Annotated in this window: 22 protein-coding genes; 16 read left to right on the plus strand and 6 right to left on the minus strand. The window is 59.0% G+C overall.

Annotated features, from left to right (window positions below):
- Positions 1-160: 160 nt before the first annotated feature.
- The 3 genes from tal to C1N84_RS03475 all read left to right on the plus strand — a co-directional run bounded on the left by tal (position 161) and on the right by C1N84_RS03475 (position 3,250).
- Positions 161-1,114 (plus strand): transaldolase, encoded by a 954-nt coding sequence (gene tal / locus C1N84_RS03465; protein WP_058757131.1) that lies wholly within the window; start codon positions 161-163, stop codon positions 1,112-1,114.
- Between the two features lie 124 nt (positions 1,115-1,238).
- Positions 1,239-1,826, plus strand: a complete 588-nt coding sequence (gene mog / locus C1N84_RS03470) for a molybdopterin adenylyltransferase (protein ID WP_264442009.1) — start codon at positions 1,239-1,241, stop codon at positions 1,824-1,826.
- Positions 1,827-1,939: 113 nt separating this feature from the next.
- A complete protein-coding gene (locus C1N84_RS03475; RefSeq protein ID WP_058757129.1) occupies positions 1,940-3,250 on the plus strand; it encodes an MFS transporter in 1,311 nt (436 codons plus the stop codon).
- A 39-nt stretch (positions 3,251-3,289) separates the two neighbouring features.
- Here C1N84_RS03475 and satP read toward each other — a convergent pair whose 3' ends face one another.
- A complete protein-coding gene (satP, locus tag C1N84_RS03480; protein ID WP_264442010.1) occupies positions 3,290-3,850 on the minus strand; it encodes an acetate uptake transporter in 561 nt (186 codons plus the stop codon).
- Positions 3,851-4,147: 297 nt separating this feature from the next.
- Between satP and dnaK the strand changes: the two genes are divergently transcribed.
- The 4 genes from dnaK to C1N84_RS03500 all read left to right on the plus strand — a co-directional run bounded on the left by dnaK (position 4,148) and on the right by C1N84_RS03500 (position 9,072).
- Complete coding sequence (dnaK, locus tag C1N84_RS03485) at positions 4,148-6,058, plus strand: molecular chaperone DnaK (RefSeq protein ID WP_394541733.1); 1,911 nt, start codon at positions 4,148-4,150, stop codon at positions 6,056-6,058.
- A 103-nt stretch (positions 6,059-6,161) separates the two neighbouring features.
- Positions 6,162-7,298 (plus strand): molecular chaperone DnaJ, encoded by a 1,137-nt coding sequence (dnaJ, locus tag C1N84_RS03490; RefSeq protein WP_394541734.1) that lies wholly within the window; start codon positions 6,162-6,164, stop codon positions 7,296-7,298.
- A gap of 375 nt (positions 7,299-7,673) precedes the next feature.
- Positions 7,674-8,447, plus strand: a complete 774-nt coding sequence (locus C1N84_RS03495; RefSeq protein WP_264442011.1) for a siderophore-interacting protein — start codon at positions 7,674-7,676, stop codon at positions 8,445-8,447.
- 85 nt (positions 8,448-8,532) lie between these two features.
- A complete protein-coding gene (locus C1N84_RS03500; protein WP_222986196.1) occupies positions 8,533-9,072 on the plus strand; it encodes a PadR family transcriptional regulator in 540 nt (179 codons plus the stop codon).
- A 5-nt stretch (positions 9,073-9,077) separates the two neighbouring features.
- On the opposite strand, the gene C1N84_RS03505 is transcribed toward C1N84_RS03500, so the two are convergent.
- Positions 9,078-9,365 carry a SelT/SelW/SelH family protein gene (locus tag C1N84_RS03505; RefSeq protein ID WP_264442012.1) on the minus strand — a complete coding sequence of 96 codons (288 nt, stop codon included), beginning with the start codon at positions 9,363-9,365 and terminating at the stop codon, positions 9,078-9,080.
- 342 nt (positions 9,366-9,707) lie between these two features.
- On the opposite strand from C1N84_RS03505, the gene C1N84_RS03510 reads away from it, so the two are divergent.
- Genes C1N84_RS03510 through C1N84_RS03530 form a run of 5 tightly spaced genes read left to right on the plus strand, consistent with a single transcriptional unit; the run spans position 9,708 to position 15,743 of the window.
- Positions 9,708-12,074 (plus strand): TonB-dependent receptor domain-containing protein, encoded by a 2,367-nt coding sequence (locus C1N84_RS03510; RefSeq protein WP_264442013.1) that lies wholly within the window; start codon positions 9,708-9,710, stop codon positions 12,072-12,074.
- Positions 12,075-12,124: 50 nt separating this feature from the next.
- Positions 12,125-13,156 (plus strand): hemin-degrading factor, encoded by a 1,032-nt coding sequence (locus C1N84_RS03515; protein WP_264442014.1) that lies wholly within the window; start codon positions 12,125-12,127, stop codon positions 13,154-13,156.
- Positions 13,153-13,977 carry a heme/hemin ABC transporter substrate-binding protein gene (locus tag C1N84_RS03520; RefSeq protein WP_264442015.1) on the plus strand — a complete coding sequence of 275 codons (825 nt, stop codon included), beginning with the start codon at positions 13,153-13,155 and terminating at the stop codon, positions 13,975-13,977. The genes C1N84_RS03515 and C1N84_RS03520 overlap by 4 nt, the downstream gene beginning before the upstream one ends.
- Positions 13,970-14,971 carry a FecCD family ABC transporter permease gene (locus C1N84_RS03525; RefSeq protein ID WP_264442016.1) on the plus strand — a complete coding sequence of 334 codons (1,002 nt, stop codon included), beginning with the start codon at positions 13,970-13,972 and terminating at the stop codon, positions 14,969-14,971. Before C1N84_RS03520 ends, C1N84_RS03525 begins: the two co-directional genes overlap by 8 nt.
- Complete coding sequence (locus C1N84_RS03530; protein WP_264442017.1) at positions 14,964-15,743, plus strand: heme ABC transporter ATP-binding protein; 780 nt, start codon at positions 14,964-14,966, stop codon at positions 15,741-15,743. Before C1N84_RS03525 ends, C1N84_RS03530 begins: the two co-directional genes overlap by 8 nt.
- 17 nt (positions 15,744-15,760) lie before the next feature.
- Here C1N84_RS03530 and C1N84_RS03535 read toward each other — a convergent pair whose 3' ends face one another.
- Complete coding sequence (locus C1N84_RS03535) at positions 15,761-16,753, minus strand: acrylyl-CoA reductase (NADPH) (RefSeq protein ID WP_238561553.1); 993 nt, start codon at positions 16,751-16,753, stop codon at positions 15,761-15,763.
- Between the two features lie 560 nt (positions 16,754-17,313).
- Between C1N84_RS03535 and C1N84_RS03540 the strand changes: the two genes are divergently transcribed.
- Positions 17,314-19,461: an ornithine decarboxylase gene (locus C1N84_RS03540; protein WP_058757120.1), complete on the plus strand. Its 2,148-nt coding sequence runs from the start codon at positions 17,314-17,316 to the stop codon at positions 19,459-19,461.
- A gap of 68 nt (positions 19,462-19,529) precedes the next feature.
- On the opposite strand, the gene mltC is transcribed toward C1N84_RS03540, so the two are convergent.
- The 3 genes from mltC to mutY are packed head-to-tail and all read right to left on the minus strand — an operon-like array spanning position 19,530 to position 22,021.
- Positions 19,530-20,609 (minus strand): membrane-bound lytic murein transglycosylase MltC, encoded by a 1,080-nt coding sequence (gene mltC, locus C1N84_RS03545; protein WP_021506619.1) that lies wholly within the window; start codon positions 20,607-20,609, stop codon positions 19,530-19,532.
- Positions 20,610-20,663: 54 nt separating this feature from the next.
- On the minus strand, positions 20,664-20,936 hold the full coding sequence (locus tag C1N84_RS03550; protein ID WP_010617014.1) for an oxidative damage protection protein: 273 nt from the start codon (positions 20,934-20,936) through the stop codon (positions 20,664-20,666).
- A complete protein-coding gene (gene mutY / locus C1N84_RS03555; RefSeq protein WP_058757119.1) occupies positions 20,936-22,021 on the minus strand; it encodes an A/G-specific adenine glycosylase in 1,086 nt (361 codons plus the stop codon). The genes C1N84_RS03550 and mutY overlap by 1 nt, the downstream gene beginning before the upstream one ends.
- Positions 22,022-22,175: 154 nt before the next feature.
- Between mutY and trmB the strand changes: the two genes are divergently transcribed.
- The 3 genes from trmB to C1N84_RS03570 all read left to right on the plus strand — a co-directional run bounded on the left by trmB (position 22,176) and on the right by C1N84_RS03570 (position 24,110).
- Positions 22,176-22,895, plus strand: a complete 720-nt coding sequence (gene trmB, locus C1N84_RS03560) for a tRNA (guanosine(46)-N7)-methyltransferase TrmB (protein ID WP_021506621.1) — start codon at positions 22,176-22,178, stop codon at positions 22,893-22,895.
- Positions 22,895-23,221: a YggL family protein gene (locus C1N84_RS03565; RefSeq protein WP_021313105.1), complete on the plus strand. Its 327-nt coding sequence runs from the start codon at positions 22,895-22,897 to the stop codon at positions 23,219-23,221. Before trmB ends, C1N84_RS03565 begins: the two co-directional genes overlap by 1 nt.
- Positions 23,222-23,393: 172 nt before the next feature.
- On the plus strand, positions 23,394-24,110 hold the full coding sequence (locus C1N84_RS03570) for a YggN family protein (protein ID WP_136546756.1): 717 nt from the start codon (positions 23,394-23,396) through the stop codon (positions 24,108-24,110).
- The last annotated feature ends 67 nt before the right edge of the window (positions 24,111-24,177 follow it).

Here is a 24,177-nt window from a genome sequence, read left to right on the forward strand (position 1 = left end):
CGCGACGAGTTTAGCAAAAAAGCTGCACGGATCGGCAAATCGCTCCCATTTGTTAGCGCTATCGTAAAGGGCACGCGGCGATGTTGCGCCGCTTAGCCTGCGTGATATTATCGCAACAGCCTTTTACACCCTGAAAGTCAACTTAAGAGAAAAGAGAACCATGACGGACAAACTTACTTCCTTGCGTCAGCTGACTACTGTGGTCGCCGACACCGGTGATATCGCGGCAATGAAACTCTACCAACCGCAGGATGCCACCACTAACCCTTCTTTGATTCTCAACGCTGCGCAAATTCCTGAATACCGCAAACTGATTGACGAAGCCATTAGCTGGGCACGTCAGCAGAGCAGCAACAAAGAAGAGCAGCTGGCGTTGGTTTCTGACAAGCTGGCCGTCAACATTGGTCTGGAAATTCTCAAACTGATCCCGGGACGTATCTCTACTGAAGTTGACGCGCGTCTCTCTTACGACACCGAAGCGAGCATCGCGAAAGCACGCAGCCTGATCAAGCTGTACAACGATGCCGGCATCAGCAACGATCGTATCCTGATCAAACTGGCCTCAACCTGGCAGGGCATCCGCGCGGCGGAGCAGCTGGAGAAAGAAGGCATCAACTGTAACCTGACGCTGCTGTTCTCCTTCGCCCAGGCGCGTGCCTGTGCCGAAGCGGGCGTGTTCCTGATTTCGCCATTTGTTGGCCGTATCCTCGACTGGTACAAGCAGAACACCGACAAGAAAGAGTACGCAGCGCATGAAGATCCAGGCGTGGTATCCGTGTCTGAGATCTACAACTACTACAAGCAGCACGGCTATGAAACCGTGGTGATGGGCGCCAGCTTCCGTAACGTCGGCGAAATCATCGAGCTGGCCGGTTGCGACCGCCTGACTATCTCTCCGGGCCTGCTGAAAGAGCTGGCCGAGAGCGAAGGCAGCGTAGAGCGTAAACTGAGCTACAGCGGCGAAGTGAAAGCGCGTCCGGCTAAAATGACCGAAGCGGAATTCCTGTGGCAGCACAACCAGGATCCAATGGCGGTGACCAAACTGGCCGAAGGTATCCGCAACTTTGCCATCGACCAGGGCAAACTTGAGAAGATGATCGCCGAACTGCTGTAAGGTGATGTGCCGTGGCGGCTGCCGGTCGCCACGGTTTTCGCGTTTCCCTCGCTGATGCTTTGTATTATCCTTTCTGCCATTCCCCTTTTTCTCACCGCCCCGCGGTCAACACAGCGATAACTCTATGGATACTTTACGTATTGGCTTAATTTCCGTGTCCGATCGGGCCGCTAACGGCATCTATCAGGATCAGGGCATTCCGGCGCTGGAAAGCTGGCTTAGCGCTGCGCTGGCGACACCGTTTGAGATTGAAACCCGCCTGGTTCCGGATGAACAGCCGATGATTGAGCAGGCGATTTGCGAGCTGGTCGATGAACGTTTTTGCCACCTGGTGCTGACCACCGGCGGTACCGGTCCGGCCCGGCGCGACGTCACGCCGGATGCGACTCTGGCGGTAGCCGACCGCGAGATGCACGGCTTTGGCGAGCAGATGCGGCAGATCAGCCTGCAGTTTGTGCCGACCGCGATTCTGTCACGCCAGGTGGGCGTGATCCGCAAGCAGTCGCTGATCCTCAATCTGCCGGGACAGCCGAAATCGATTAAAGAGACGCTGGAAGGGTTGAAAGCGGATGACGGCACGGTGAAAGTGCCAGGGATTTTCGCGGCTGTACCCTATTGTTTACAGCTGCTGGAAGGGCCTTACGTCGAAACCCACCCGGAGGTGGTAGCAGCTTTTCGCCCGAAAAGCGCACGGCGTGAGACAAACGTCTGAAAATTGCCGTTTTCAGGCATAAAATGCAGAGTGACTGGTGTGGCAAAATATTGACGGTATAGTAATCGTAGCTTTACAACTATACTGACATGGCCTCTGGATACCGTACTCTTATGGATTCGCTGACAACGCGTCGACTCAACCGCCAGGACTACAAAACCCTGGCGCTGGCTGCCCTGGGCGGGGCGCTGGAATTCTACGATTTTATCATCTTCGTCTTCTTCGCTGCGGTGATTGGCGAGCTGTTCTTTCCGCCAGACATCCCGGAATGGCTGCGTCAGGTGCAGACGTTTGCCATCTTCGCCGCCGGTTATCTGGCGCGCCCGCTGGGCGGCATCATCATGGCGCACTTTGGCGACAAAGTCGGGCGTAAGAAGATGTTCAGCCTGAGTATTCTGCTGATGGCGCTGCCGACGCTGGCGATGGGCGCGCTGCCCACCTACGCCAGCATTGGCATTGCCGCACCGTTACTGATGTTGCTGATGCGCGTGCTGCAGGGCGCGGCCATTGGCGGCGAGGTGCCGGGCGCGTGGGTGTTTGTTGCGGAGCATGTGCCAGAGAAGCGCATCGGTTTTGCCTGCGGCACGCTGACTGCAGGCTTAACCGCCGGCATTCTGCTCGGTTCGCTGGTGGCGACGGTGCTGAATACTTCGCTCTCGCCGGCGGCGATACGCGATCACGGCTGGCGCATTCCTTTCTTCCTCGGCGGCCTGTTTGGCCTGCTGGCGATGTATCTGCGTCGCTGGCTGCATGAAACGCCGGTGTTCCGCCAGATGCAGCAGCGCAAAGCGCTGGCGGAAAAGCTGCCGCTACAGACCATTCTCGCCAGCCATAAGCGCGGCATTGCGGTGTCGATGCTGCTTACCTGGCTATTATCAGCCTGTATTGTGGTGGTGATTCTGATGGCGCCGACGCTGATGCAGAAGCAGCATGGCGTGCCGGCGGCGCTCAGTCTGCAGGCCAACAGTTTCGCGACCGTGATGCTGCTGATCGGCTGCGTGCTGGCGGGCTGGATTGTCGATCGCTACGGTGCGGCGCGTACCTTACTGATTGGTTCGCTGCTGCTGGCGCTGTGCAGCTGGAGCTTTTTCCAGCAGCTTGGCGGCACGCCGCAGATGCTGTTCATCTGGTACGGTCTGGCGGGACTGAGCGTGGGCGTGGTCGGCGTGGTGCCGTTTGTTATGGTGCGGGCGTTTCCGGCGGCGGTGCGCTTCACCGGCATTTCCTTCTCTTACAACGTGTCGTACGCCATCTTTGGCGGCCTGACGCCGATCAGCGTGACGCTAATGATGTCGCTGACGCCGATGGCGCCGGCCTGGTATGTGCTGGCGCTGGCGCTGATCGGCATGCTGGTGGCGCTGTGGTTATGGCATGACAGCCGCCAGGCTAATGCGCAGCTGGATGTCTCGCTGCATTCATCGTAATGGCAGCGCGCGGAGCGGCACGGCTCCGCGCGCAGTTGATTACTCGCCAATCGGCAACACGCTGCGCTCAAACTTCTCGTTCAGCACTTCGCCCATCGCCAGATAAAAGGCGCTGGCACCACAGACGATGCCCACCCAGCCGGCGATGCGCAGCAGCGCCGCGTGATCCAGCAGATGGCCGATAGCCAGCAGCGCAAACAGCAGCGTCAGGCTGGCAAACACAAACTGCAGCATTTTTGCGGCTCGCAGCGTGCCAAAGAACAGAAACAGCGTGAAGAGGCCCCACAGCGCCAGATAAGCGCCGAGGAAATGGCCATCGGCGGCCGCGGCCAGTCCCATTTTTGGCAGCAGCAGAATCGCCACCAGCGTCAGCCAGAAGCTGCCGTACGAGGTAAAGGCGGTCAGGCCGAAGGTGTTGCCTTTTTTATAGTCCAGCAGCCCGGCAAGGATTTGCGCGATGCCGCCGTAAAAGAGGCCCATCGCCAGGATAATCACATCCATTTCAAACAGACCGGTGTTGTGTAAGTTGAGCAGGATGGTGGTCATACCAAAACCCATCAGGCCCAGTGGGGCGGGATTCGCCAGCGTGGTGTTGCCCATAATTCCTCAGCAGCAGCGTTATTGTTTATTGGTTTAACGCCCGCGCCAACAGCGGTGGGGCGCGGGGCGCTGCATCATAATCAGGTGGCTTTTGCCGCACTTTGATCTCACGCGGTAAGAGAATCTAAATTTTTTTTAGTTTTAACCCTTGATGCGCTTCGAAGCGGCCCCATTTAGTTGTCATCAAGCATTGTGAGGCAGCAAAAAAATCTGCCGCAGCAGTTGAAAGTGGTCAGCGTGACCGCATCTCTGCTTCACAACCCAATTTGGCAAAGAATTTAAGTGGGAGACGTTTAGATGGGTAAGATTATTGGTATTGACCTGGGTACAACCAACTCATGTGTGGCGATTATGGACGGTGGCAAAGCACGCGTGCTTGAAAACGCCGAAGGCGATCGCACCACACCGTCAATCATTGCATATACCGGGGATGGCGAAACTCTGGTCGGTCAACCGGCTAAACGTCAGGCGGTGACCAACCCGCAGAACACCCTGTTTGCAATCAAGCGCCTGATTGGCCGTCGTTTCCAGGACGAAGAAGTGCAGCGTGATATCAAAATCATGCCGTACAAAATCATCGGTTCTGACAACGGTGACGCATGGCTGGACGTGAAAGGCCAGAAAATGGCACCGCCGCAGATCTCTGCAGAAGTGCTGAAAAAAATGAAGAAAACCGCGGAAGATTTCCTCGGTGAGCCGGTAACCGAAGCGGTTATCACCGTACCAGCCTACTTCAACGATGCACAGCGTCAGGCGACCAAAGACGCCGGCCGTATCGCGGGTCTGGACGTAAAACGTATCATCAACGAACCGACCGCAGCGGCACTGGCTTACGGCCTGGATAAAGGCCAGGGCAACCGCACCATCGCGGTATATGACCTGGGTGGCGGTACCTTCGATATCTCTATCATTGAGATCGACGAAGTCGACGGCGAGAAAACCTTTGAAGTACTGGCGACCAACGGTGATACCCACCTGGGTGGTGAAGACTTCGACAGCCGTCTGATCAACTACCTGGTTGCCGAATTCAAGAAAGATCAGGGCATCGATCTGCACAACGATCCGCTGGCGATGCAGCGCCTGAAAGAAGCGGCAGAGAAAGCGAAAATTGAGCTCTCTTCTGCGCAGCAGACCGACGTTAACCTGCCGTACATCACGGCGGATGCGACTGGTCCTAAGCACCTGAACATTAAAGTGACCCGCGCGAAGCTGGAATCACTGGTAGAAGATCTGGTTACCCGTTCAATTGAGCCGCTGAAAGTGGCGCTGAACGACGCTGGCCTGTCGGTTTCTGACATCAACGACGTGATTCTGGTCGGTGGTCAGACGCGTATGCCAATGGTGCAGGCGAAAGTGGCGGAGTTCTTCGGTAAAGAGCCACGTAAAGACGTGAACCCGGACGAAGCAGTCGCTGTGGGTGCTGCGGTACAGGGCGGCGTGCTGGCCGGTGAAGTAAAAGACGTTCTGCTGCTGGACGTGACCCCGCTGTCGCTGGGTATCGAAACCATGGGTGGCGTGATGACGTCGCTGATCAGCAAGAACACCACGGTCCCAACCAAGCACAGCCAGGTGTTCTCGACTGCTGAAGACAACCAGTCTGCCGTGACCATTCACGTGCTGCAGGGTGAGCGTAAGCGTTCGGCGGATAACAAATCGCTGGGCCAGTTTAACCTCGACGGTATTCAGCCTGCGCCGCGCGGTATGCCACAGATCGAAGTGACCTTCGACATCGATGCTGACGGTATTCTGCACGTGTCTGCGAAGGACAAAAACAGCGGTAAAGAGCAGAAGATCACCATCAAAGCTTCTTCTGGCCTGAACGAGGAAGAGATCGAAAAAATGGTTCGTGACGCGGAAGCTAACGCCGAGTCAGACCGTAAATTCGAAGAGCTGGTGCAGACGCGTAACCAGGGCGACCAGATTGCGCACAGCACGCGTAAGCAGCTGGACGAAGCCGGTGACAAACTGTCAGCGGAAGACAAAGCACCGATCGAGTCTGCCCTGAACGAGCTGAACACCGCGCTGAAAGGCGAAGATAAAGCAGAAATCGAAGCCAAAATGCAGGCGCTGATGGAAGTGTCCAGCAAGCTGATGGAACTGGCGCAGCAACAGGCTCAGGCCGGCGCAGCGGATGCCGGCGACGCTTCGGCGAAGAAAGATGACGACGTTGTCGACGCTGAATTCGAAGAAGTGAAAGATAAAAAATAATTGCCCCTGACCGGGCGCGACGGCTGGCCTGACAGCCGTTGAAACCAGCACGGGCGTCGGAGATCTCTCCACGCCCGTGCGATCATGTTAAGGGCAGAGAAAAATGGCTAAGAGTGATTTTTACGAGATCTTAGGCGTCTCAAAATCCGCCGATGAGCGCGAAATCAAAAAGGCCTATAAGCGCCTGGCGATGAAGTATCACCCGGACCGTAATCCGGGCGATAAAGAGGCCGAGAAGAAATTCAAAGAGGTCAAGGAAGCCTACGAGATCCTCACCGATGCGCAGAAGCGTGCAGCTTACGATCAGTACGGTCATGCGGCGTTTGAGCAGGGCGGTGGTGGCGGCTTCGGCGGCGGCTTTGGTGGCGGCGGTGCCGACTTCAGCGATATCTTTGGCGACGTGTTCGGCGATATCTTTGGTGGTGGTCGCCGTCAGCGCGCCTCACGTGGCGCCGATTTACGCTACAACATGGAACTGACGCTGGAAGAAGCGGTACGCGGCGTGACCAAAGAGATCCGCATTCCAACGCTGGAAGAGTGTGATGTCTGCCACGGCAGCGGCGCCAAAGCGGGCACCCAGCCGCAGACCTGTCCGACCTGTCACGGTGCGGGCCAGGTACAGATGCGTCAGGGCTTCTTTACCGTGCAGCAAGCCTGTCCGACCTGTCACGGTCGCGGCTCGGTGATTAAAGATCCGTGCAACGCCTGTCACGGCCATGGCCGCGTTGAGCGCCAGAAAACGCTGTCGGTGAAAATCCCGGCAGGCGTCGATACCGGCGACCGTATCCGCCTCAGCGGAGAAGGTGAAGCGGGCGAACACGGCGCACCGGCTGGCGATCTGTACGTGCAGGTTTCGGTGAAGAAACACCCGATCTTCGAGCGTGAAGATAACAACCTGTACTGCGAAGTGCCGATCAACTTTGCCATGGCAGCGCTGGGCGGCGAGATTGAAGTGCCGACGCTCGACGGTCGCGTGAAGCTGAAAGTGCCGGCAGAAACCCAGACCGGCAAACTGTTCCGCATGCGCGGCAAAGGCGTGAAGTCGGTGCGCGGCGGTGCGGTCGGCGATCTGCTGTGTCGCGTGGTGGTGGAAACCCCGGTCAGCCTCAACGACAAGCAAAAAGCGCTGCTGCGCGAGCTGGAAGAGAGCTTCGGCGGACCTACCGGCGAGAAAAACAGCCCGCGTTCGAAAAGCTTCTTCGACGGCGTAAAGAAGTTCTTTGACGATCTGACCCGCTAAGCGGGTGCGCAGGCAGTAACAAGCGGAGAGGCAACTCTCCGCTTTTTTTATGCGCAGTTCTGCCGTGCAGATATTCAACGGCATTGTTTTTCGTCATTCACATCCCCGACAGCCGTTACCTTTCAAAAATACGCTGACACGCTGTAGGGTCGCCATTTATGGCGACCTCAAGCCGTGAAAATCCCCGCCAACAAACGCCCCCTCACCTTGCAAAAACCGGTTCCGTTTTCGCCAATAGCATTTTTCGGCATTGCGTCGAAAATATATCATAGGTATCTTGCAAGGCGTTTAATGAGAATGATTTCCGATAACATGCACCATCAGCGGTGTGCGGCAGCGCAGTAGCGCGGGACCGTCGCTGCAGGGAGAGAAACGTTGCCAAACCCGACTCACTATCGCGCTCCACAACGCGTGCGCAATGAATTACGCTTCCGTCACATCACCGTCGCCAGCAAAACGCGGGTGGCCGATGCCTTCTGGCGCATCGTCTTTAGCGGCAGCGATCTGGCGGGGTTCCACTCGCCCTCTTTTGACGACCACATCAAAGTGTTTTTCCCGGATACGCCGGGCGGTGCGCTGGCGCTGCCACACATGACCGACGAAGGCATCGTCTGGCCTGACGGCGTACGTCCGGCGGCGCGCGACTATACGCCGCTGGCTTTTAATGGCAGCGATTCGCTGACGCTGGATTTTTACATCCACGACGGCGGCGTCGCCAGCAGCTGGGCGAGTGCCGCTCAGCCGGGCGATCGCATTGCGATGGGCGGCCCGCGCGGCTCATGCGTCGTGCCGGTGGATTATGCCTGTCAGATTTATGTGTGCGATGAGACCGGTCTGCCGGCATTTAAGCGCCGCTATCAGGAAATGCAGGCACAACAGATTCATCTGCTGGCCTGTGTTGATGAGCCAGTCGGCCGCGCGTATCTTGGCGACCTGCCGGACGTCACGGTGAGCTGGCTCGGCAGCGGCAACATGCAGACTGAGGCGCTGACGCCGCTGCTGGACCCGATTATGCTGCCTGCTGATGACTACTTCATCTGGCTGACCGGCGAAGGCGCGGCGGTGAAAAAGCTGAGCGATTACTTTACTCAGCAACGTGCGGCGCACAGCGACCTGGTGCGCGCCGTCGCTTACTGGCATCAGAAATAACCGGCGCCCGCCCGCTGCCGCCTGTGTTGAATTTTACCAGGCACCAGACTACTATCAACCTCCCTCAACTGACCCCGGGAAGGCGATGAAACAGCAGCGGGATGTTCCAGAGCACGCCGATGCGGCACAGCGTGCCAGCTGTGCCGGCGCACGCAGAAAGCGGCGCGAAAGGATGCTGGATGCCAGTGATATTCGCCTGCTGATGCTGCACTTTCTGGCCAGCGGCGCGGCGCACGGTTATGAGCTGATCAAGTCGGTGGAAGAGTTGTCGAAAGGCGAATATTCCCCCAGCCCCGGCATTATTTATCCCAACCTGACGCTGCTGGAAGAGATGGACGCCATTCGCGTGGTGGATGCCCAGGCCACGCGCAAAGCCTACGCGCTTAACGATGCGGGCCGCGCGCTGCTGGCGGAAAATGGCGAAAACGTGGCGGTGATTATCGGGCGGCTCACTTCGCTGGCGATCCTGGTCAACAACCGCAGCATTCCGCAGGTGGAGCAGGCGATCCATACGCTTCGCTATACGCTCAATCACCGGTTATCGCAGGAGCAGATTTCACCGGCCACGGTGGACATTGTCGTGGCGGCGCTGCAGGACGCGGCAGAGAAGATCGCCAACAGCTAAGCGCGTTACGGTTTCTTCTTGTCCACGTGCCCCAGTTCGCGATCCGGCCAGCAGACATCGCGCACCCGCTGCTTCAGTGCTGCCGCATCGGGAAAGCCGCCTTCCTGTTTGCGTTCCCAAATTACCTGACCATCAATGCTAATCTTGAATACGCCGCCGCTGCCGGGCTGGAGCGTGACCGCGCTGAGATCGCTGGCAAAGGTATGCAGCAACTCCTGCGCCATCCACGCCGAACGCAGCAGCCAGTTACATTGGGTACAGTAGTGAATGGTTACTGCCGGTTTATCTGCCATCCTATCCCTCCTGTTAGTGCTTGATTAATCATGGGTTAACAAATTGTGCGCACAAAGATACATCTTGATGCAAATGATATTGATAATGATTACCAATTGCATTAAATTGTTTTCGCCATCATTTGACTCTCTATAAATCCCACAGGCATCCCTGCGGCACCGCGGCCAGTTATATACGGCAGCTGTGCACTCAAGCGCGCATGACACTGTGCCACAGGTGCCGGGATCGATAACATTATCTGGCCAGCGTGACGCGCTGTTTCACGGTTTTTAGCATAAAGCCGTGTTTTTCTGGCAGCAAACAAGTGAGCGAATACTAACAATTAACCAGGTATTTCGCGCATGTCTTTCAACCTTCAGGGAACTGTTCAGCAGCGTCTGTGTAAAGTCGCTGTTCTTGCTTCAGCCATTCACGCAGCCTGCAGCTATGCCGCCAGCGACAGCAGTACGCTGGCGCGTTCCGCAGAGAACAACAGCAGCAATGAACCGGTAATGACCGTTACCGCACCAAAGCAGCAGGCTGGCAGCAAAACCACGCTCACCGCCAGCGATCTGCAAAAACGCGGCGCCAATGACTTCGGTTCGATCATGCGTTATGAGCCGCTGGTCAGCGCCACTGGCGCGGCGGGCGGTTCGTCAGCCGGTAAAAGCGGCTTTGACCGTGCAGGCTATACCGGCTACAACATTCGCGGGCTGGAAAGTAACCGTGTCGGTCTGGATATTGATGGCATTCCGGTACCGGACGCCACCGGTCGTCCGTACGTCAGTCGCGCCGGTAACAATACCTTCGGTATTGGTCGCGACTACATCGACCCGTATATGTTTGGTAGCGTCGAAATTGAGAAGGGCGCGACATCGGTGGAACAACCTAACACCGCAATCGGCGGTAACGTATCGTTTCATAACAAGTCGCCGGACGACTATCTCAGCAGCGATAAAACCCACTATTTCGGTTATCAGAGCGACTACAGTTCGGCAGACCGCAGCTGGCACAACGGCATCACTGCGGCGGCAGGGGATGATGAACTGCGCGGCCTGTTTGTTTACAGCCGCCGCGACGGCCAGCAGACGCGCAACAACAGCGGCGTAAAAGACGCCTACCCGGCCAACTGGCACTCGGATGCCTTTATGACGTCGGGCATCTGGCAGCCAAACGATCAGCACAAGCTGAGCGCCACCTTCGACTACTACCACAAAACCAATCACACCCACTACGATACCTGGGACAGCAGCAGCGGCAACACTATTTGGGGCACTGCGCAACAGCAGAGCGATTCGCGCCGCTGGGGCATTAATCTTGCCGATGAGTGGACACCGTACAACGAGATGATCGATACGCTGACCACGCGGGTTTACTGGCAGCAAACCGAGGCGCACGACACCACCTGGTTACCGACCAGCGCCAGTCAGTACGGCTTCGTCTACTCTGACTACAACGTCGATACCTTAGGGTTTGACACGCGCGCCAGCAAAACCCTCGGCCGCCACGAGCTGAGCGGCGGCGTCAACGCGCGCGTGGAGAACAGCGAGCGTCCGTTCCGCCAGGAGCCGAACCCGGGCACCTTCGGCATCATCACCCAGCCGCAGTCAGACAGCCGTTCCTGGACCGTGGCCGGTTATCTGCAGGATAAAATCAATTTCGATCTCGATAGCCACAATTTCGCGGTGATTCCCGGCGTGCGCGTTATTCATCAAAGCACCAAACCGAAGAACCTCGGCGATCTGACCAACGGCAGCACGGTGCTGACCGAAGAGCAGGTGGAAAAACTGTACGGGAAGACCAATTCAGACACCGAAGTGCTGCCGTCACTGACCTTCCAGTACGATATCAACCCGGCGCTCACCACCTGGCTGCAATATAAGCGCGGCGTGGAGTATCCGACCACCAGCCAGCTGTACGGCTCGTGGAACCTTGGTTCAAGCTACGCCGGCAGCGCGCAGTATGCGCTGATTGGTAATGCCGATCTGAAAACCGAGACCAGCAACAATTTTGAGTGGGGTCTGAAAGGACAGCCGACCGACGGCATCACCCTCAATACCTCGGTGTTCTACAACACCTACAAAAACTTTATTGCCTACACCCGCTATCGCCGCGCCACCAACCCGGCGATGTTCGTCAATGTTCCGGCCAACATCTACACCAGCTATCAGGCTGAGAACCGCGACAAAGCCTACATTTATGGGGCGGAGATCAGCACCCGCGTCAACTACGGCAGCTGGTTCCCGACCGTGGATGGCCTGAGCAGCACGTTCGCGCTCGGCTACAGCGAGGGGAAAGCGAAATCCCGCTATCTGGGTGACAAATACATCGATCTCGACAGTGTCGCGCCGCTAAAAGCGATTGTCGGCGTCGCGTGGGACGACAAAGCGCGCGGTTACGGCGCGGCGCTCACCGCCACCTTCGTCAAAGGCAAACAGGCCAGCGCCACCAACCGTGAGAGCTACAGCAACAGCGGGGCGGCCATCAGTGACGCCAGCAGCGAATACATGCGCGTGCCGGGCTACGGCCTGATCGATGCCACCGCGTACTGGCAGCTGACGAAAAACGTCAGGCTGAGCGGCGGTGTCTACAACATTACCGATCGTAAATACTGGGATTACCTCAGCAGCCGCACGCTGACCAGCGCCAGCGCGCAGGAGCGCAACGACATCAATCTGGCCGTGATGCCGGGACGCACCTGGCAACTGGGCGTGAACGTCGACTTCTAATCACTTTTCGCCATGCGGTGGCGCAGGGCATTTTCACGGGAGCAAGCGCAATGCATCAACGCTATCAACACTATCTGGCGCTGAAAGGCCAGCAGCCAAAAATGTACGCGCGTGATTTAGCCGCGCTGATGGGCATAGGGGAAGCACAGCTATGCGAAGCGCGCGTGGGCCACGACGCGCAGCCGCTGCGCGCCGATTTTCCGGCGCTGCTGACGGCGCTGGCGGCAGTGGGTGAGACCAAAAGTATTACGCGCAATGCCTGGGCGGTGCACGAACAGCTGGGAACCTACAGCAATCTGCATCTCGGCGAACATGGCGGGCTGGTGCTTAATCCGCGTGCGCTCGACCAGCGTGTGTTTCCCGCGCAGTGGCACAGTGCTTTCTTCCTGCGCGAGCAGACCGCGCACGGCGAACGGCAGAGCATACAGATTTTCGATCGTCACGCTGATGCGGTGCTGAAAATCTACACCACCGCGCAAACGGAGATGCCGGCGTGGCAGGCGTTAATTGAGCGCTTCCGGCTGGCGCACGCGCCTCAGCTGCAGCCGCAGCCGGTCAGTGCCACGCCGTTCAGCGACAGGGTGGATGCCGGCACTGTCGAAGCGGAGTGGCGTGCCATGACCGATGTGCATCAGTTCTTTGGCCTGCTGAAGCGTCACCATCTCTCGCGGCCGCAGGCATTTCACGCGGTGCCGGATGATTTAGCGCGTCAGGTGAGCAACACCGCGCTGGCAACGCTGCTGCCCCAGGTACAGCAGGATGGCAATGAAATCATGATCTTCGTCGGCAATCGCGGCTGTACCCAGATCTTTACCGGCACTATCGGGAAAGTGGTGCCGCTGGATAACTGGATTAACGTTTTTAACCCCACGTTCACGCTGCATCTGATGGCGGATCGCATTCACGAGAGCTGGGTGACGCGCAAGCCGGGCGGCGATGGCTTCGTCACCAGTCTGGAGCTGTTTGCTGCCGATGGCACGCAGATTGCCCAGCTGTACGGCCAGCGCAGCGAGGGCACGCCGGAACAGGCACGCTGGCGCGAGCAGGTGATGGCGCTGACGCCGACAGGAGCCGCCGCATGAAAGCGCTGATCCTGACACTGCTTGCTCTGCTGACGCTGCCGGCGTGGGCGGCGCAGCGCATCATTACTATCGGGGGCGATGTAACGCAGATCGTCTATGCGCTGGATGCGCAGGCGCAGCTGGTGGCGCGCGACAGCACCAGCCAGCATCCGGCGGCGGCCACCAGGCTGCCGGATATCGGTTATATGCGCCAGCTCAACGCGGAAGGCATTCTGGCACTGAAACCGACGCTGGTACTGGCCAGCGCGCTGGCTAAACCATCGCTGGTGTTGCAGCAGGTGGCGGACGCCGGAGTAACGGTGGTGGAGGTCAGTGGGGATAACCGCCTCGATGCCATCACGGACAAAATCGCCACCATTGGCAACGCGCTGCAGCGTGAACAGGCGGCCCGCGCATTGATCGACAAGGTCAACAAACAACGTGCGCAGCTACCGCAGCAGCCGCTGCCGGTGAAAGTGCTGTTTATCATGGCGCACGGCGGCTTACGCACCCAGGCGGCTGGCGCGCAGACCGGCGCTGACGGCGCAATTCGCGCTGCCGGCCTGGTCAATGCCATGGGCGCGGTGCCGCACTATCAGCAGCTGTCGCAGGAGGGCGTCGTGGCGGCGGCACCGGATTTGGTGGTGGTCGGCGAAGAGGGGCTGCGCACGCTGGGAGGCGAACAGGCGGTGTGGGCGCTGCCGGGCCTGCAACTCACGCCGGCTGGCCAGCATCACGCGCTGCTGGTGATTGACGAGATGGCGCTGCTGAGTTTCGGCCTCGATACGCCGGACGCGATTTTGCGCCTGCGCCATGCGGCGGAAGCCGTGCAGCATGATTAACCGCCTGATGATGCGCTGGCTGATGTTAATGAGTATCAGCATGCTGGTGTGCATGCTGCTGGCGGCCAACCTCGGCGCGATGCCGCTGTCGCTGCACACGCTGTGGCAGGCGCCGCTCAGCGATCTGGCCTGGCAAATCTGGCTCACAATTCGCCTGCCGCGCGTATTGCTGGCGGTGCTGACTGGCATGGCGCTGGCGGTGTCCGGTGCGGTGATGCAGGGGCTGTTTCGTAATCCGCTGGCCGATCCCGGACTGCTGGGTATCAGCAGCGGTGCCGGGCTGGCGGTGGCGCTCTCAGTGGTGTTACCGGTCAGCCTGCCGCCGCTGCTGGCGCTGTGGCTGCCCTCGCTGGCAGCGTTTGCCGGCAGCCTGGTAGTGACGCTGCTGATCTTCAGCTTTAGCCGGCTGGCGCAGGGCCAGCTGGCGCGCCTGCTGCTGGTGGGCATTGCGATTAATGCGCTGTGCGGCGCGGCGGTTGGCGTGCTGTCTTGGCTGAGCAACGACCAGCAGCTGCGTCAGCTGTCGCTGTGGGGCATGGGCAGCCTGACGGGTGCCCAGTGGCCGAGCCTGCTGGTGTGTGCGCTGCTGATCGTTCCGGCGCTGCTGCTGATGCAGACGCGCGCGCGTCGCCTCAATTTGCTGCAGCTGGGCGAAGAGGACGCGCACTATATGGGCGTCGATGTAAAACGCACGCAGCGCCAGCTGCTGGTGCTGAGTGCGCTGCTGGTGGGCACGGCGGTGGCGGTCAGCGGCATTATCGGTTTTGTCGGGCTGGTGGTGCCGCACGTGATGCGTTTTTGTCTCGGCAGTGACCACCGCTGGCTGCTGCCGGGCGCAGCGCTGGCGGGAGCGATTCTGCTGTTGCTGGCGGATACGCTGGCGCGCACCGTGGTGATTCCGGCCGAAATGCCGGTCGGGCTGCTAACCAGTCTGCTGGGCGGGCCGTGGTTCCTGTGGCAGATTCTGCGCCAGCAAAGGGGGCTGAATGAGTGAGCAGTTGCAGGCGCGCGGACTGCGGTTTTGCCGGGGAACGCGTACCTTAATCGATGATATTTCCCTGACGCTACCGCCGGGCGAAATGGTTGCCCTGATCGGTCCTAACGGTGCCGGTAAGTCGACGCTGCTGCGGCTGCTGACCGGCTTTCTGCACGCGGACGCCGGCGAATGCTGGCTGGGCGATCGTCCACTGGCGGCCTGGCCACGCGAACCGCTGGCGCAGCGCCGCGCGGTGATGCGCCAGCAAAACAGCGTCACCTTTCCGCTGCCGGCTGCCGACGTGGTGGCGATGGGGCGCGCACCCTGGCCGACCGGTAACTGCCAGGCGGTGGTGCAGGAGGTGATGCAGTTAACCGGCAGCGCGCCGCTGGCGCAGCGCGACTATCGCTCGCTGTCGGGCGGGGAACAGCAGCGCGTGCAGCTGGCCCGGGTGCTGGCGCAGCTGTGGCATGACGACGGCCCGCGCGGCTGGCTGCTGCTGGATGAACCCACCTCCGCGCTCGATCTCTACTGGCAGCAGTCCACTCTGCGCCTGCTGCACCGGCTGACGCGCAATGGCCATTTTAGCGTCTGCGCGGTGCTGCACGATTTGAATCTGGCCTCACTGTGGTCGGATCGGGTGTTATTGTTACACCACGGCCAGCTGGTGGCGCAGGGCGCACCGCACGCGGTGATGACCGAACCGATCCTGACGCGCTGGTATCAGGCCGACCTGCAGGTGGTTACGCCGCCAGCGCAGGATCGGCCGCAGATACAGCTGCGGCCATAACTGCACCCTGCACCGGGTCAGGGCGCCTGGCGGCAATCGACAATCAGCCGCCCACGCACCTGGCCCGCCAGCAGCTGTTCTGCGCCTGTGCGCGCCTCGCTCAGTGGAATCACTTTGGTCATCTGCTCCAGCAGCGCGCCGTCAACCAGCTCCGCCAGACGCTGCCACGCCTGCTGACGCAGCGGTTTGGCGCACATCACGCTGTCCACGCCGGCCAGCGTAACGCCGCGCAGAATAAACGGCGCGACGCTGGTGGGCAGATCGAGGCCCTGCGCCATGCCGCAGGCGGCGACCACGCCGTCGCGCTGGATCCCGGCTAACACATTGGCCAGCGTGTGGCTGCCGACGCTATCGATCGCGGCTGCCCAGCGCTCTTTCGCCAGCGGTTTGCCGGGCGCGCTCAGTTCGTTACGGTCGATAATCGCGGAGGCGCCGAGCGTATCGAGCAGGTAGGCGCTGTCGCTGGCGCGGCCGCTGGATGCCACGACCTCATAGCCGAGACGTGCCAGCAGGCTCACGCTGAAGCTGCCCACGCCGCCGCTGGCACCGGTAACCAGTACCGGACCGTGCTGCGGTGTGATGCCCTGTTTTTCCAGCGCCAGCACGCACAGCATCGCGGTAAAGCCGGCGGTGCCAATCGCCATGGTTTGCAGCGGGCTGAGCGCCGCCGGAACCTTGACCAGCCAGTCGCCGGAGACGCTGGCTTTCTGCGCCAGCCCGCCCCAGTGTTTTTCACCCACGCCCCAGCCGGTGAGCAGCGCAACATCGTCCTGCTGCCACTCCGGATGACGGCTGTGGATCACCCGGCCAACAAAATCGATGCCCGGCACCATGGGAAACTGGCGCACAATCGGCCCTTTATTGCAGATGGCCAGCGCGTCTTTGTAGTTGAGGGTGGAGTAGCTTACTTCGAGGGTAACATCCTGATCGGGCAATTGTTGCTCTGACAGATCCTGCAGGGATGTGCGGTATCCCTGTTCATCATTTTCAATGACCAGTGCCTTGAACATGCAGCCTCCGGCTGGTTGGGAGAAGTGCGCTCCATAGTACGCTTCTGCCGCAGGGAGTGCCAGGCGGATGGGCGCGGCAGGCGGTCGCTATCGCACCGGTGTTACATTCTGCATAACTTTGCGTAATCTTCGACTATTCAGGCAGTTAAAAATAGACGCCTTAACTATTATTCATGTAAATCAATGAAGTAGCGCATTGGCGTTCTGCATCAAAATTCCGCCCTGATTGGTTGTTCGCGGGAAAAAAAGATGCCATCATGTCGCCCGAATTTATTCCCCATCTTCATCGCTGAGGACGCCGCCATGTCCGGTACAATGCACATCTGCACTTGTCGCCGTGCGCTTCATGACAAGCGCGCCTCTGTCATCTGTTGTTCGCATTTCCCGCTCACCATGCGGTGAGGCTACGCCCCGTTCGCTGTTGGATATGAGTAAAGACAGACGCGATCTGGCTTTACTGATGTCTATCGGTTGCGGCCGCCGGACGTTATTCGCCGGGGAAATTTCCTCATTGCTGTGCCACTGGCACCCACTCATCCTTCATTACGGGGATTTGTGTTATGAACCCATTGAAAATTGCTGCCAGCGTAGCGGTAGCGCCAAGCCTGAGTCTCAACACCGCGCGCGACGTGGTGACGCTGGATAATACCGATTTCACCGACGTAGCCGCGGTAGTGGTCTCTCTGGCCGATACACGCAGCGGCGTGCTGACTTTGCTGCGCCAGACTGGCTTCAATCTGCCGGTGTTTGTCGCGAACGCCTTTGATGACGCGGTGCTGACGCTGCCGGGCGTGACCGGAGAGATCAACGGCGCAGCGGAAGAGTGGCAGGCGCTGGAGCAGGCGGCGCAGGCGTACGAGGCGGAACTGCTGCCGCCGTTTTTCGACACCCTGACGCGCTATGTCGATATGCAGAACAGCACCTTTGCCTGTCCGGGCCATCAGGGCGGGGCGTTTTTCCGCCGCCATCCGGCCGGACGTCAGTTTTATGAGTTCTACGGCGAGAACGTCTTTCGCTCCGATATGTGTAACGCGGACGTCAAGCTGGGCGATTTACTGATCCACGAAGGCTCGGCCAAGGATGCGCAGAAATATGCCGCGCGCGTGTTCAACGCCGATAAAACCTACTTCGTGCTGAACGGCACCTCCAGCGCCAACAAAGTGGTGACCAATGCGCTGCTGACGCGCGGCGATCTGGTGCTGTTTGACCGCAATAACCATAAATCTAACCACCACGGTGCGCTGATCCAGGCAGGCGCCACGCCGGTTTATCTGGAAGCGGCGCGTAACCCGTTTGGCTTTATTGGCGGCATCGATGCGCACTGTTTCGACGAGACGTATCTGCGCGAGCAGGTGCGCCAGGTCGCGCCACAGCGCGCGGATCAGCCGCGTCCGTTCCGGCTGGCGATCATCCAGCTTGGTACCTACGATGGCACGGTATACAACGCGCGCCAGGTGGTGGATCGCATCGGGCATCTGTGTGACTACATTCTGTTTGATTCGGCATGGCTGGGTTATGAGCAGTTTATTCCGCTAATGGCCGGCTGCTCGCCGCTGACGCTGGAGCTCAATGAGAACGATCCGGGGATTTTTGTCACCCAGTCGGTGCATAAGCAGCTGGCGGGCTTCTCGCAGACTTCGCAGATTCACAAGAAAGATAACCATATTCGCGGCCAGAAACGTTTCTGCCCACACAAGCGGCTGAACAACGCGTTTATGCTGCACGCCTCAACCAGCCCGTTCTATCCGCTGTTCGCTGCGCTGGATATCAACGCCAGAATGCATCAGGGCGAAGCGGGGCGCAGCATGTGGCACGACTGCGTCACGCTGGGCATTGAGGCACGCAAAGCGATCCTTGAGCGCTGCAGCCTGATTCAGCCCTTCCTGCCGGAGCAGGTGCACGGCAAGCCATGGCAGGCGGCAGAAACCGCCACCATCGCCGCCGATCCGGCATATTTCAGCTTCGAACCGGGCGCGAAGTGGCACGGTTTTGCCGGTTACGATGCCGGACAGTATCTGGTGGATCCGTGCAAGCTGCTGCTCACCACGCCAGGCATCGATGCCACCAGCGGCGAATACACCCGCTTTGGCATTCCGGCCACCATTCTCGCCAACTATCTGCGCGAGAACGGTATCGTACCGGAGAAGTGCGATCTCAACTCAATCCTGTTCCTGCTGACCCCAGCGGAAACGCCGGAAAAAATGGCACACCTGGTGGCGATGCTGGAGCAGTTTGAACAGCACGTGCGGGAAGATGCGCTGCTGGCCGAAGTGCTGCCGAGCGTGTATCGCAGGCACGTCGAGCGCTATCAGGGCTACACGCTGCGTCGCCTGTGCCAGGAGATGCACGATTTGTACGTCAGCTACGACGTCAAAGATCTGCAGCGCGACATGTTCCGCCAGGCGTGTTTCCCGAAAGTCGAGGTTAATCCGCAGGATGCGCATCAGGCGTATATTCGCGGTGACGTTGAGCTGGTGCCGATCGCCAGCGCCGAAGGGCGCATTGCCGCCGAGGGGGCGCTGCCGTATCCGCCGGGTGTGCTGTGCGTGGTGCCAGGCGAAACCTGGGGCGGGGCAGTGCAGCGCTATTTCCTCGCGCTGGAAGCGGGTATCAATCTGCTGCCGGGCTTTTCACCGGAGTTGCAGGGGGTTTACACCGAGGAAGATGACAGCGGGCACAAGCGGTTAGTGGCGAATATGATGTTGTAGGAGGGGGCTGTTCCCCCACCGCACGCCACCTTCTCCCGCAGGCGGGAGAAGGTGGCGATGAGCGCTAATCAATAACGGTGGTAGCTGCGCTGTGCCTGGCTCACTTTGTACAGATAGCGGCGCGACTCGGCCGACGGATGGTTGGTGGTCAGCGTCTGATACACCTGGCTCGGTGACATGCCGTTGATGGTGGCGAAGGCGCGGTCTTTATCGCTGGAGAACACGCGCAGCACGCTGCCCGCCCCGCCGTTATAAGCGGTGATCACTGCGTAACGGCGCGACAGCGGATCCTGAATCCCGCCGAGATAGCTCTTCTGCAGCAGCGACAGATAAGCGGTACCGGCATCAATATTATTGGCCGGATCGAGCAGATAGCTGCGGCTCGGTTTACCCCATTTGCCCTTCATGCGGAACACATCGACCCCGGCAGTATGCTGCACCACCTGCATCAGACCCAGCGCATCGGCGTTGCTTACCGCATAGGGGTTGAAGCTCGATTCGGTCTGCATGATCGCCAGAATCAGCGAGGCATCAACGCCATACTGTTCGGCCGCTTTGCGCACCAGCGGCAGATATTTGTGCGCACGTTTGTCGAGGTGGTTAGGCACCATCGGAATGGTCACCGACCAGATAACGTGCAGCCCGGAGGTGCGTTTCTGCAGTTTGTTCTGGATCAGGTAATCAGCAAAGTTACCGGCGCGTCCCTGCCAGCGGATCGGCTGACCGGTGTTATCCAGCACCTGGCCGTACAGCAGCGGCTCTTTACTGATCTGAATATCGTTGGCGTCGGAGTAGAGATCGACGTTGCCCGGATCGTCACCAATCAACAGCGTGGTGATGATGGCCTGACGCAGGCTGGCCATCGGATCGGTGCCGGAAATGGTCTCAATGGTGATGCTACCGCTGTCGAAGTTGATGTGACTGCGGGTGTAATAGTTATCGCTGTATTTGACGTAGTCCTTGGGTCCGGCGATCAGAACCTCATTGATTCCCCAGATATTCTCGATGTTGGCGGCAAACTGCCCCATCAGAATGTCAAAACCGTTGGTGTCCTTAACCCACTCTTCATGGTACTGCGATTTTTTTTGTCCGGAGCAGGAGACTAACAGGGGCGCGATGACCAGCAGTGCTATCAGTTTTTTATTCATTGTGAATGCGTGCCTGACTCGAAAAAGAGGGCCTCAAAGGGAGGCCCTGAACGTTTATTTTTCTGGCGGGGTGTAACCTTCAATGTGCACATCTTTGCCTTCGAACAGGAAATTCACCATCTCCTTCTCCAGCACTTTGCGATCTTCCGGGTTCATCATGTTGAGCTTCTTCTCGTTGATCAACATGGTCTGCTTGGACATCCACTGCTGCCAGGCCTCTTTGGAAATCTCATTGTAGATGCGCTTACCCAGTTCGCCAGGATAGAGCTGAAAGTCCTGGCCTTCAGCGTCGCGTTGCAGATAAGTACAAAAAATAGTGCGGCTCATTACTCTTCCTCTTCGGTCAAACTGGTTCGCAGTTGAAGCTGCCGGGGATGGCGCAGCTCATGCAGCAGGCGCTCTACCGGCGCGGCCAGCCCCACTGACGGTGGTTGCGCTAAGTTATACCAGAGACCGCCGGCTTCATCCATCAGCGACCCGGAGGAAGGCCACGCCAGCCACATAGGCACAATATCTAAGTGGAAATGGCTGAAGGTGTGGCGAAACGCGGTAAGCTGCTGCGGTTTCGCGTGGATGCCGCGCGCCGCCAGCCAGTCAGTCAGCGCTTGCTCACTGGTGAACTGCGGGAAGCAGAACAGGCCGCCCCACAAACCCACCGGCGGACGCTGTTCCAGAAACACCTCGTCGCCGTGCTGCAGCATCAGGAACCAGCCGCTGCGCTCTGGTAGCGTGACTTTCGGTTTCTTACCGGGATAATCAGCCCAGTTGCCTTGTGCATAAGCCGCGCAGCCGCTATTCAGCGGGCAGATTTCGCATTTCGGGCGGGAGCGAGTACACACTAACGCGCCGAGATCCATCATCGCCTGATTGAACTGGCTGACGCCTTCCGCTGGCGTGACGTCTTCACTGATCTGCCACAGCCGCTTCTCCACCTCTTTTTTGCCCGGCCAGCCGCTCACTGCATAGCAGCGCGCCAGAACGCGTTTTACGTTGCCGTCGAGGATCGGGAAATGCAGGCCGAGCGACAGCGACAGAATCGCGCCCGCCGTGGAGCGGCCGACGCCCGGCAGCGCCGCGACGTCATCGAAATGAGGCGGGAATACGCCGCCGTGCAGCTCAACCACCTGTTTAGCCGCCTTGTGCAGGTTACGCGCCCGTGCGTAATAGCCGAGGCCGGTCCACAGATGCAGCACTTCATCAAGCGGCGCGGCGGCCAGGTCGGCAACCGTGGGGAAGCGCGCCATAAAGCGTTCGAAATAGGGAATAACGGTGGCAACCTGCGTCTGCTGCAGCATCACTTCGGAGAGCCACACCTTATAGGGCGTTTTCTCCAGCTGCCACGGCAGAGTTTTACGGCCAAAGCGTTGGTACCACTCCAGCACCTGTTGCGCGAACTGCGGCGCCTGCATCATAAGAAGGAAATTTTCCGTGTTTACTCTACAATCAGGCAGGAATTCCAGCACAGAGACATCAGGGTGTAAACCGGAAGATTGCAAAGGCTTGCTTCTGTTACTTAACTTTGCATAATGCCCGTTTCCCTGAACAGGCTAACCAGCAGGTTTCAACATGATTAATGACGTCATCACCCCGGAATTTGATGAGAACGGGCGGCCTTTGCGCCGTATCCGCAGTTTTGTGCGCCGCCAGGGGCGCTTAACGAAAGGACAGCAGCTCGCGCTCGACAATTACTGGCCGGAGATGGGCGTCGAGTATCAGCCGCAGCCGCTGGACATGGTTGCGCTGTTTGGCCGCGAAGCGCCGCTGGTGCTGGAGATTGGTTTTGGCATGGGCGCCTCGCTGGTGACCATGGCGCAGAACAATCCGCATCAGAACTTCCTCGGCATTGAAGTGCATGCGCCGGGCGTCGGTGCCTGTCTGGCCTCGGCCAAAGAGGCTGGCGTGCAGAATCTGCGCGTGATGTGTCACGACGCGGTGGAAGTGCTGGAAAACATGGTGCCGGACAATTCGCTGCGCATGGTGCAGCTGTTTTTCCCGGATCCATGGCATAAGGCGCGCCACAACAAGCGCCGCATCGTCCAGGTACCGTTTGCCGAGCTGGTGCTGCGCAAGCTGAAGCTGGGCGGCGTGTTCCACATGGCGACCGACTGGGAAGAGTACGCCACGCACATGCTGGAAGTGATGAGCAGCATCGATGGCTATAGCAATCAGTCGGAGAGCCAGAATTACGTGCCACGTCCGGAAACGCGTCCGTTAACCAAATTTGAGCAGCGCGGGCAGCGACTGGGCCATGGCGTATGGGATCTGATGTTTGAGAGGGTGAAATAATGGCTGTAAAACGTAGCCGCCGTTTACGTAAAAAGTTGCATGTTGATGAGTTTCAGGAGCTGGGCTTCTCTGTTGCCTGGCGTTTTGCCGAAGGCACCAGTGAGGAAGAGGTGGATGCCACGCTCGATCAGTTCATCAATGAGGTGATCGATCCGAATGGTCTGGCCTATGACGGCAGCGGCTATCTGGTGTGGGAAGGGCTGGTGTGTCTGCAGCAGACCGGCAAATGCACCGACGCGCACCGCGAGCTGGTGCGTAACTGGCTGGAAAAGAAAAATCTCGCCGATATTCAGGTCACTGAACTCTTCGACGTTTGGTGGGACTAAGTATCACCACTGGCGATAACTTCGCGCGATGAATCGCGCCGCTACACATTCAGTGCGTGTTGGTTGATTCGCTTGTCCAATGCACCTTTCGTAGCGGCGCAATTTATTGCGCATCGCCAGACGCAGCACAATGCCACCGCTTATCAGACTATTCACATCTGCAGGAGATTTCATGGTTCGTAAGGCTCTTCTCGCCGCGCTGCTGCTGGCGGCAGCTCAGGCGCATGCTGACTATCAGTGCAGCGTCAATCCAAAGGATGATGTGATCATCAAACCCCAGAGCGTGCAGGTGGTGGGCAGCAACGGCAACCTTGAAATCACGCCGCAGGGCGATGTGCAGTTCAACGGCAAGTCGGTGAGCGTCGATAACGCCACGCGCCAGCAGGCGATTGACTACCAGAACGCGCTGCGTCGCGATCTGCCGTGGGTCGACAGCGGCGCAACCACCCGTCTGGAGCGGGGCCGCGTGGCGCTGGATAAAGTGATCGTCGAAAAACTCGGCGCGGACAGCAATGTGCGCAATCGCCTGACCACGCTGAACGGCCAGCTCAAGCAGCAGATGAACCGCATCATCGAGCACCGCCCGGATGGCCTGACTTTCCACCATCAGGCCATTGAGCAGGTGCGCGCCGACGGCGAGAAGCTGGTGCAGAGCACGCTGGGCGGGGTGTTGCAGGATAGCCTGAACGAGATGGGTACCAAACAGGCCGCCAGCGGCAGCAATCCGCTGCAGGCGCTGATGGGCAACCTCGGCGGGCTACAGCAGTCGATTCAGACTGAATGGAACAATCAGGAGCAGGATTTCCAGAACTTCGGTCATGAAGTGTGTAACCGGGTGACCGCACTGGAAAGCCAGCGCAAGACGCTGATGCAGAACGTAAAGGGCTAAGCCAGCCGCGTTGCCGCTGAATGCACGGAACATCACGGCGTCATTGTTCTTCTGAACAGTGGCGCCT

It is taken from the genome of Pantoea sp. SGAir0418, from assembly GCF_043529865.1.

Coding starts and splice junctions, on each gene's coding strand:
- tal (WP_058757131.1), top strand. CDS start 161: ATGACGGACAAACTTACTTCCTTGCGTCAGCTGACTACTGTGGTCGCC.
- mog (WP_264442009.1), top strand. CDS start 1,239: ATGGATACTTTACGTATTGGCTTAATTTCCGTGTCCGATCGGGCCGCT.
- C1N84_RS03475 (WP_058757129.1), top strand. CDS start 1,940: ATGGATTCGCTGACAACGCGTCGACTCAACCGCCAGGACTACAAAACC.
- satP (WP_264442010.1), bottom strand. CDS start 3,850: ATGGGCAACACCACGCTGGCGAATCCCGCCCCACTGGGCCTGATGGGT.
- dnaK (WP_394541733.1), top strand. CDS start 4,148: ATGGGTAAGATTATTGGTATTGACCTGGGTACAACCAACTCATGTGTG.
- dnaJ (WP_394541734.1), top strand. CDS start 6,162: ATGGCTAAGAGTGATTTTTACGAGATCTTAGGCGTCTCAAAATCCGCC.
- C1N84_RS03500 (WP_222986196.1), top strand. CDS start 8,533: ATGAAACAGCAGCGGGATGTTCCAGAGCACGCCGATGCGGCACAGCGT.
- C1N84_RS03505 (WP_264442012.1), bottom strand. CDS start 9,365: ATGGCAGATAAACCGGCAGTAACCATTCACTACTGTACCCAATGTAAC.
- C1N84_RS03510 (WP_264442013.1), top strand. CDS start 9,708: ATGTCTTTCAACCTTCAGGGAACTGTTCAGCAGCGTCTGTGTAAAGTC.
- C1N84_RS03515 (WP_264442014.1), top strand. CDS start 12,125: ATGCATCAACGCTATCAACACTATCTGGCGCTGAAAGGCCAGCAGCCA.
- C1N84_RS03520 (WP_264442015.1), top strand. CDS start 13,153: ATGAAAGCGCTGATCCTGACACTGCTTGCTCTGCTGACGCTGCCGGCG.
- C1N84_RS03525 (WP_264442016.1), top strand. CDS start 13,970: ATGATTAACCGCCTGATGATGCGCTGGCTGATGTTAATGAGTATCAGC.
- C1N84_RS03530 (WP_264442017.1), top strand. CDS start 14,964: ATGAGTGAGCAGTTGCAGGCGCGCGGACTGCGGTTTTGCCGGGGAACG.
- C1N84_RS03535 (WP_238561553.1), bottom strand. CDS start 16,753: ATGTTCAAGGCACTGGTCATTGAAAATGATGAACAGGGATACCGCACA.
- C1N84_RS03540 (WP_058757120.1), top strand. CDS start 17,314: ATGAACCCATTGAAAATTGCTGCCAGCGTAGCGGTAGCGCCAAGCCTG.
- mltC (WP_021506619.1), bottom strand. CDS start 20,609: ATGAATAAAAAACTGATAGCACTGCTGGTCATCGCGCCCCTGTTAGTC.
- C1N84_RS03550 (WP_010617014.1), bottom strand. CDS start 20,936: ATGAGCCGCACTATTTTTTGTACTTATCTGCAACGCGACGCTGAAGGC.
- mutY (WP_058757119.1), bottom strand. CDS start 22,021: ATGATGCAGGCGCCGCAGTTCGCGCAACAGGTGCTGGAGTGGTACCAA.
- trmB (WP_021506621.1), top strand. CDS start 22,176: ATGATTAATGACGTCATCACCCCGGAATTTGATGAGAACGGGCGGCCT.
- C1N84_RS03565 (WP_021313105.1), top strand. CDS start 22,895: ATGGCTGTAAAACGTAGCCGCCGTTTACGTAAAAAGTTGCATGTTGAT.
- C1N84_RS03570 (WP_136546756.1), top strand. CDS start 23,394: ATGGTTCGTAAGGCTCTTCTCGCCGCGCTGCTGCTGGCGGCAGCTCAG.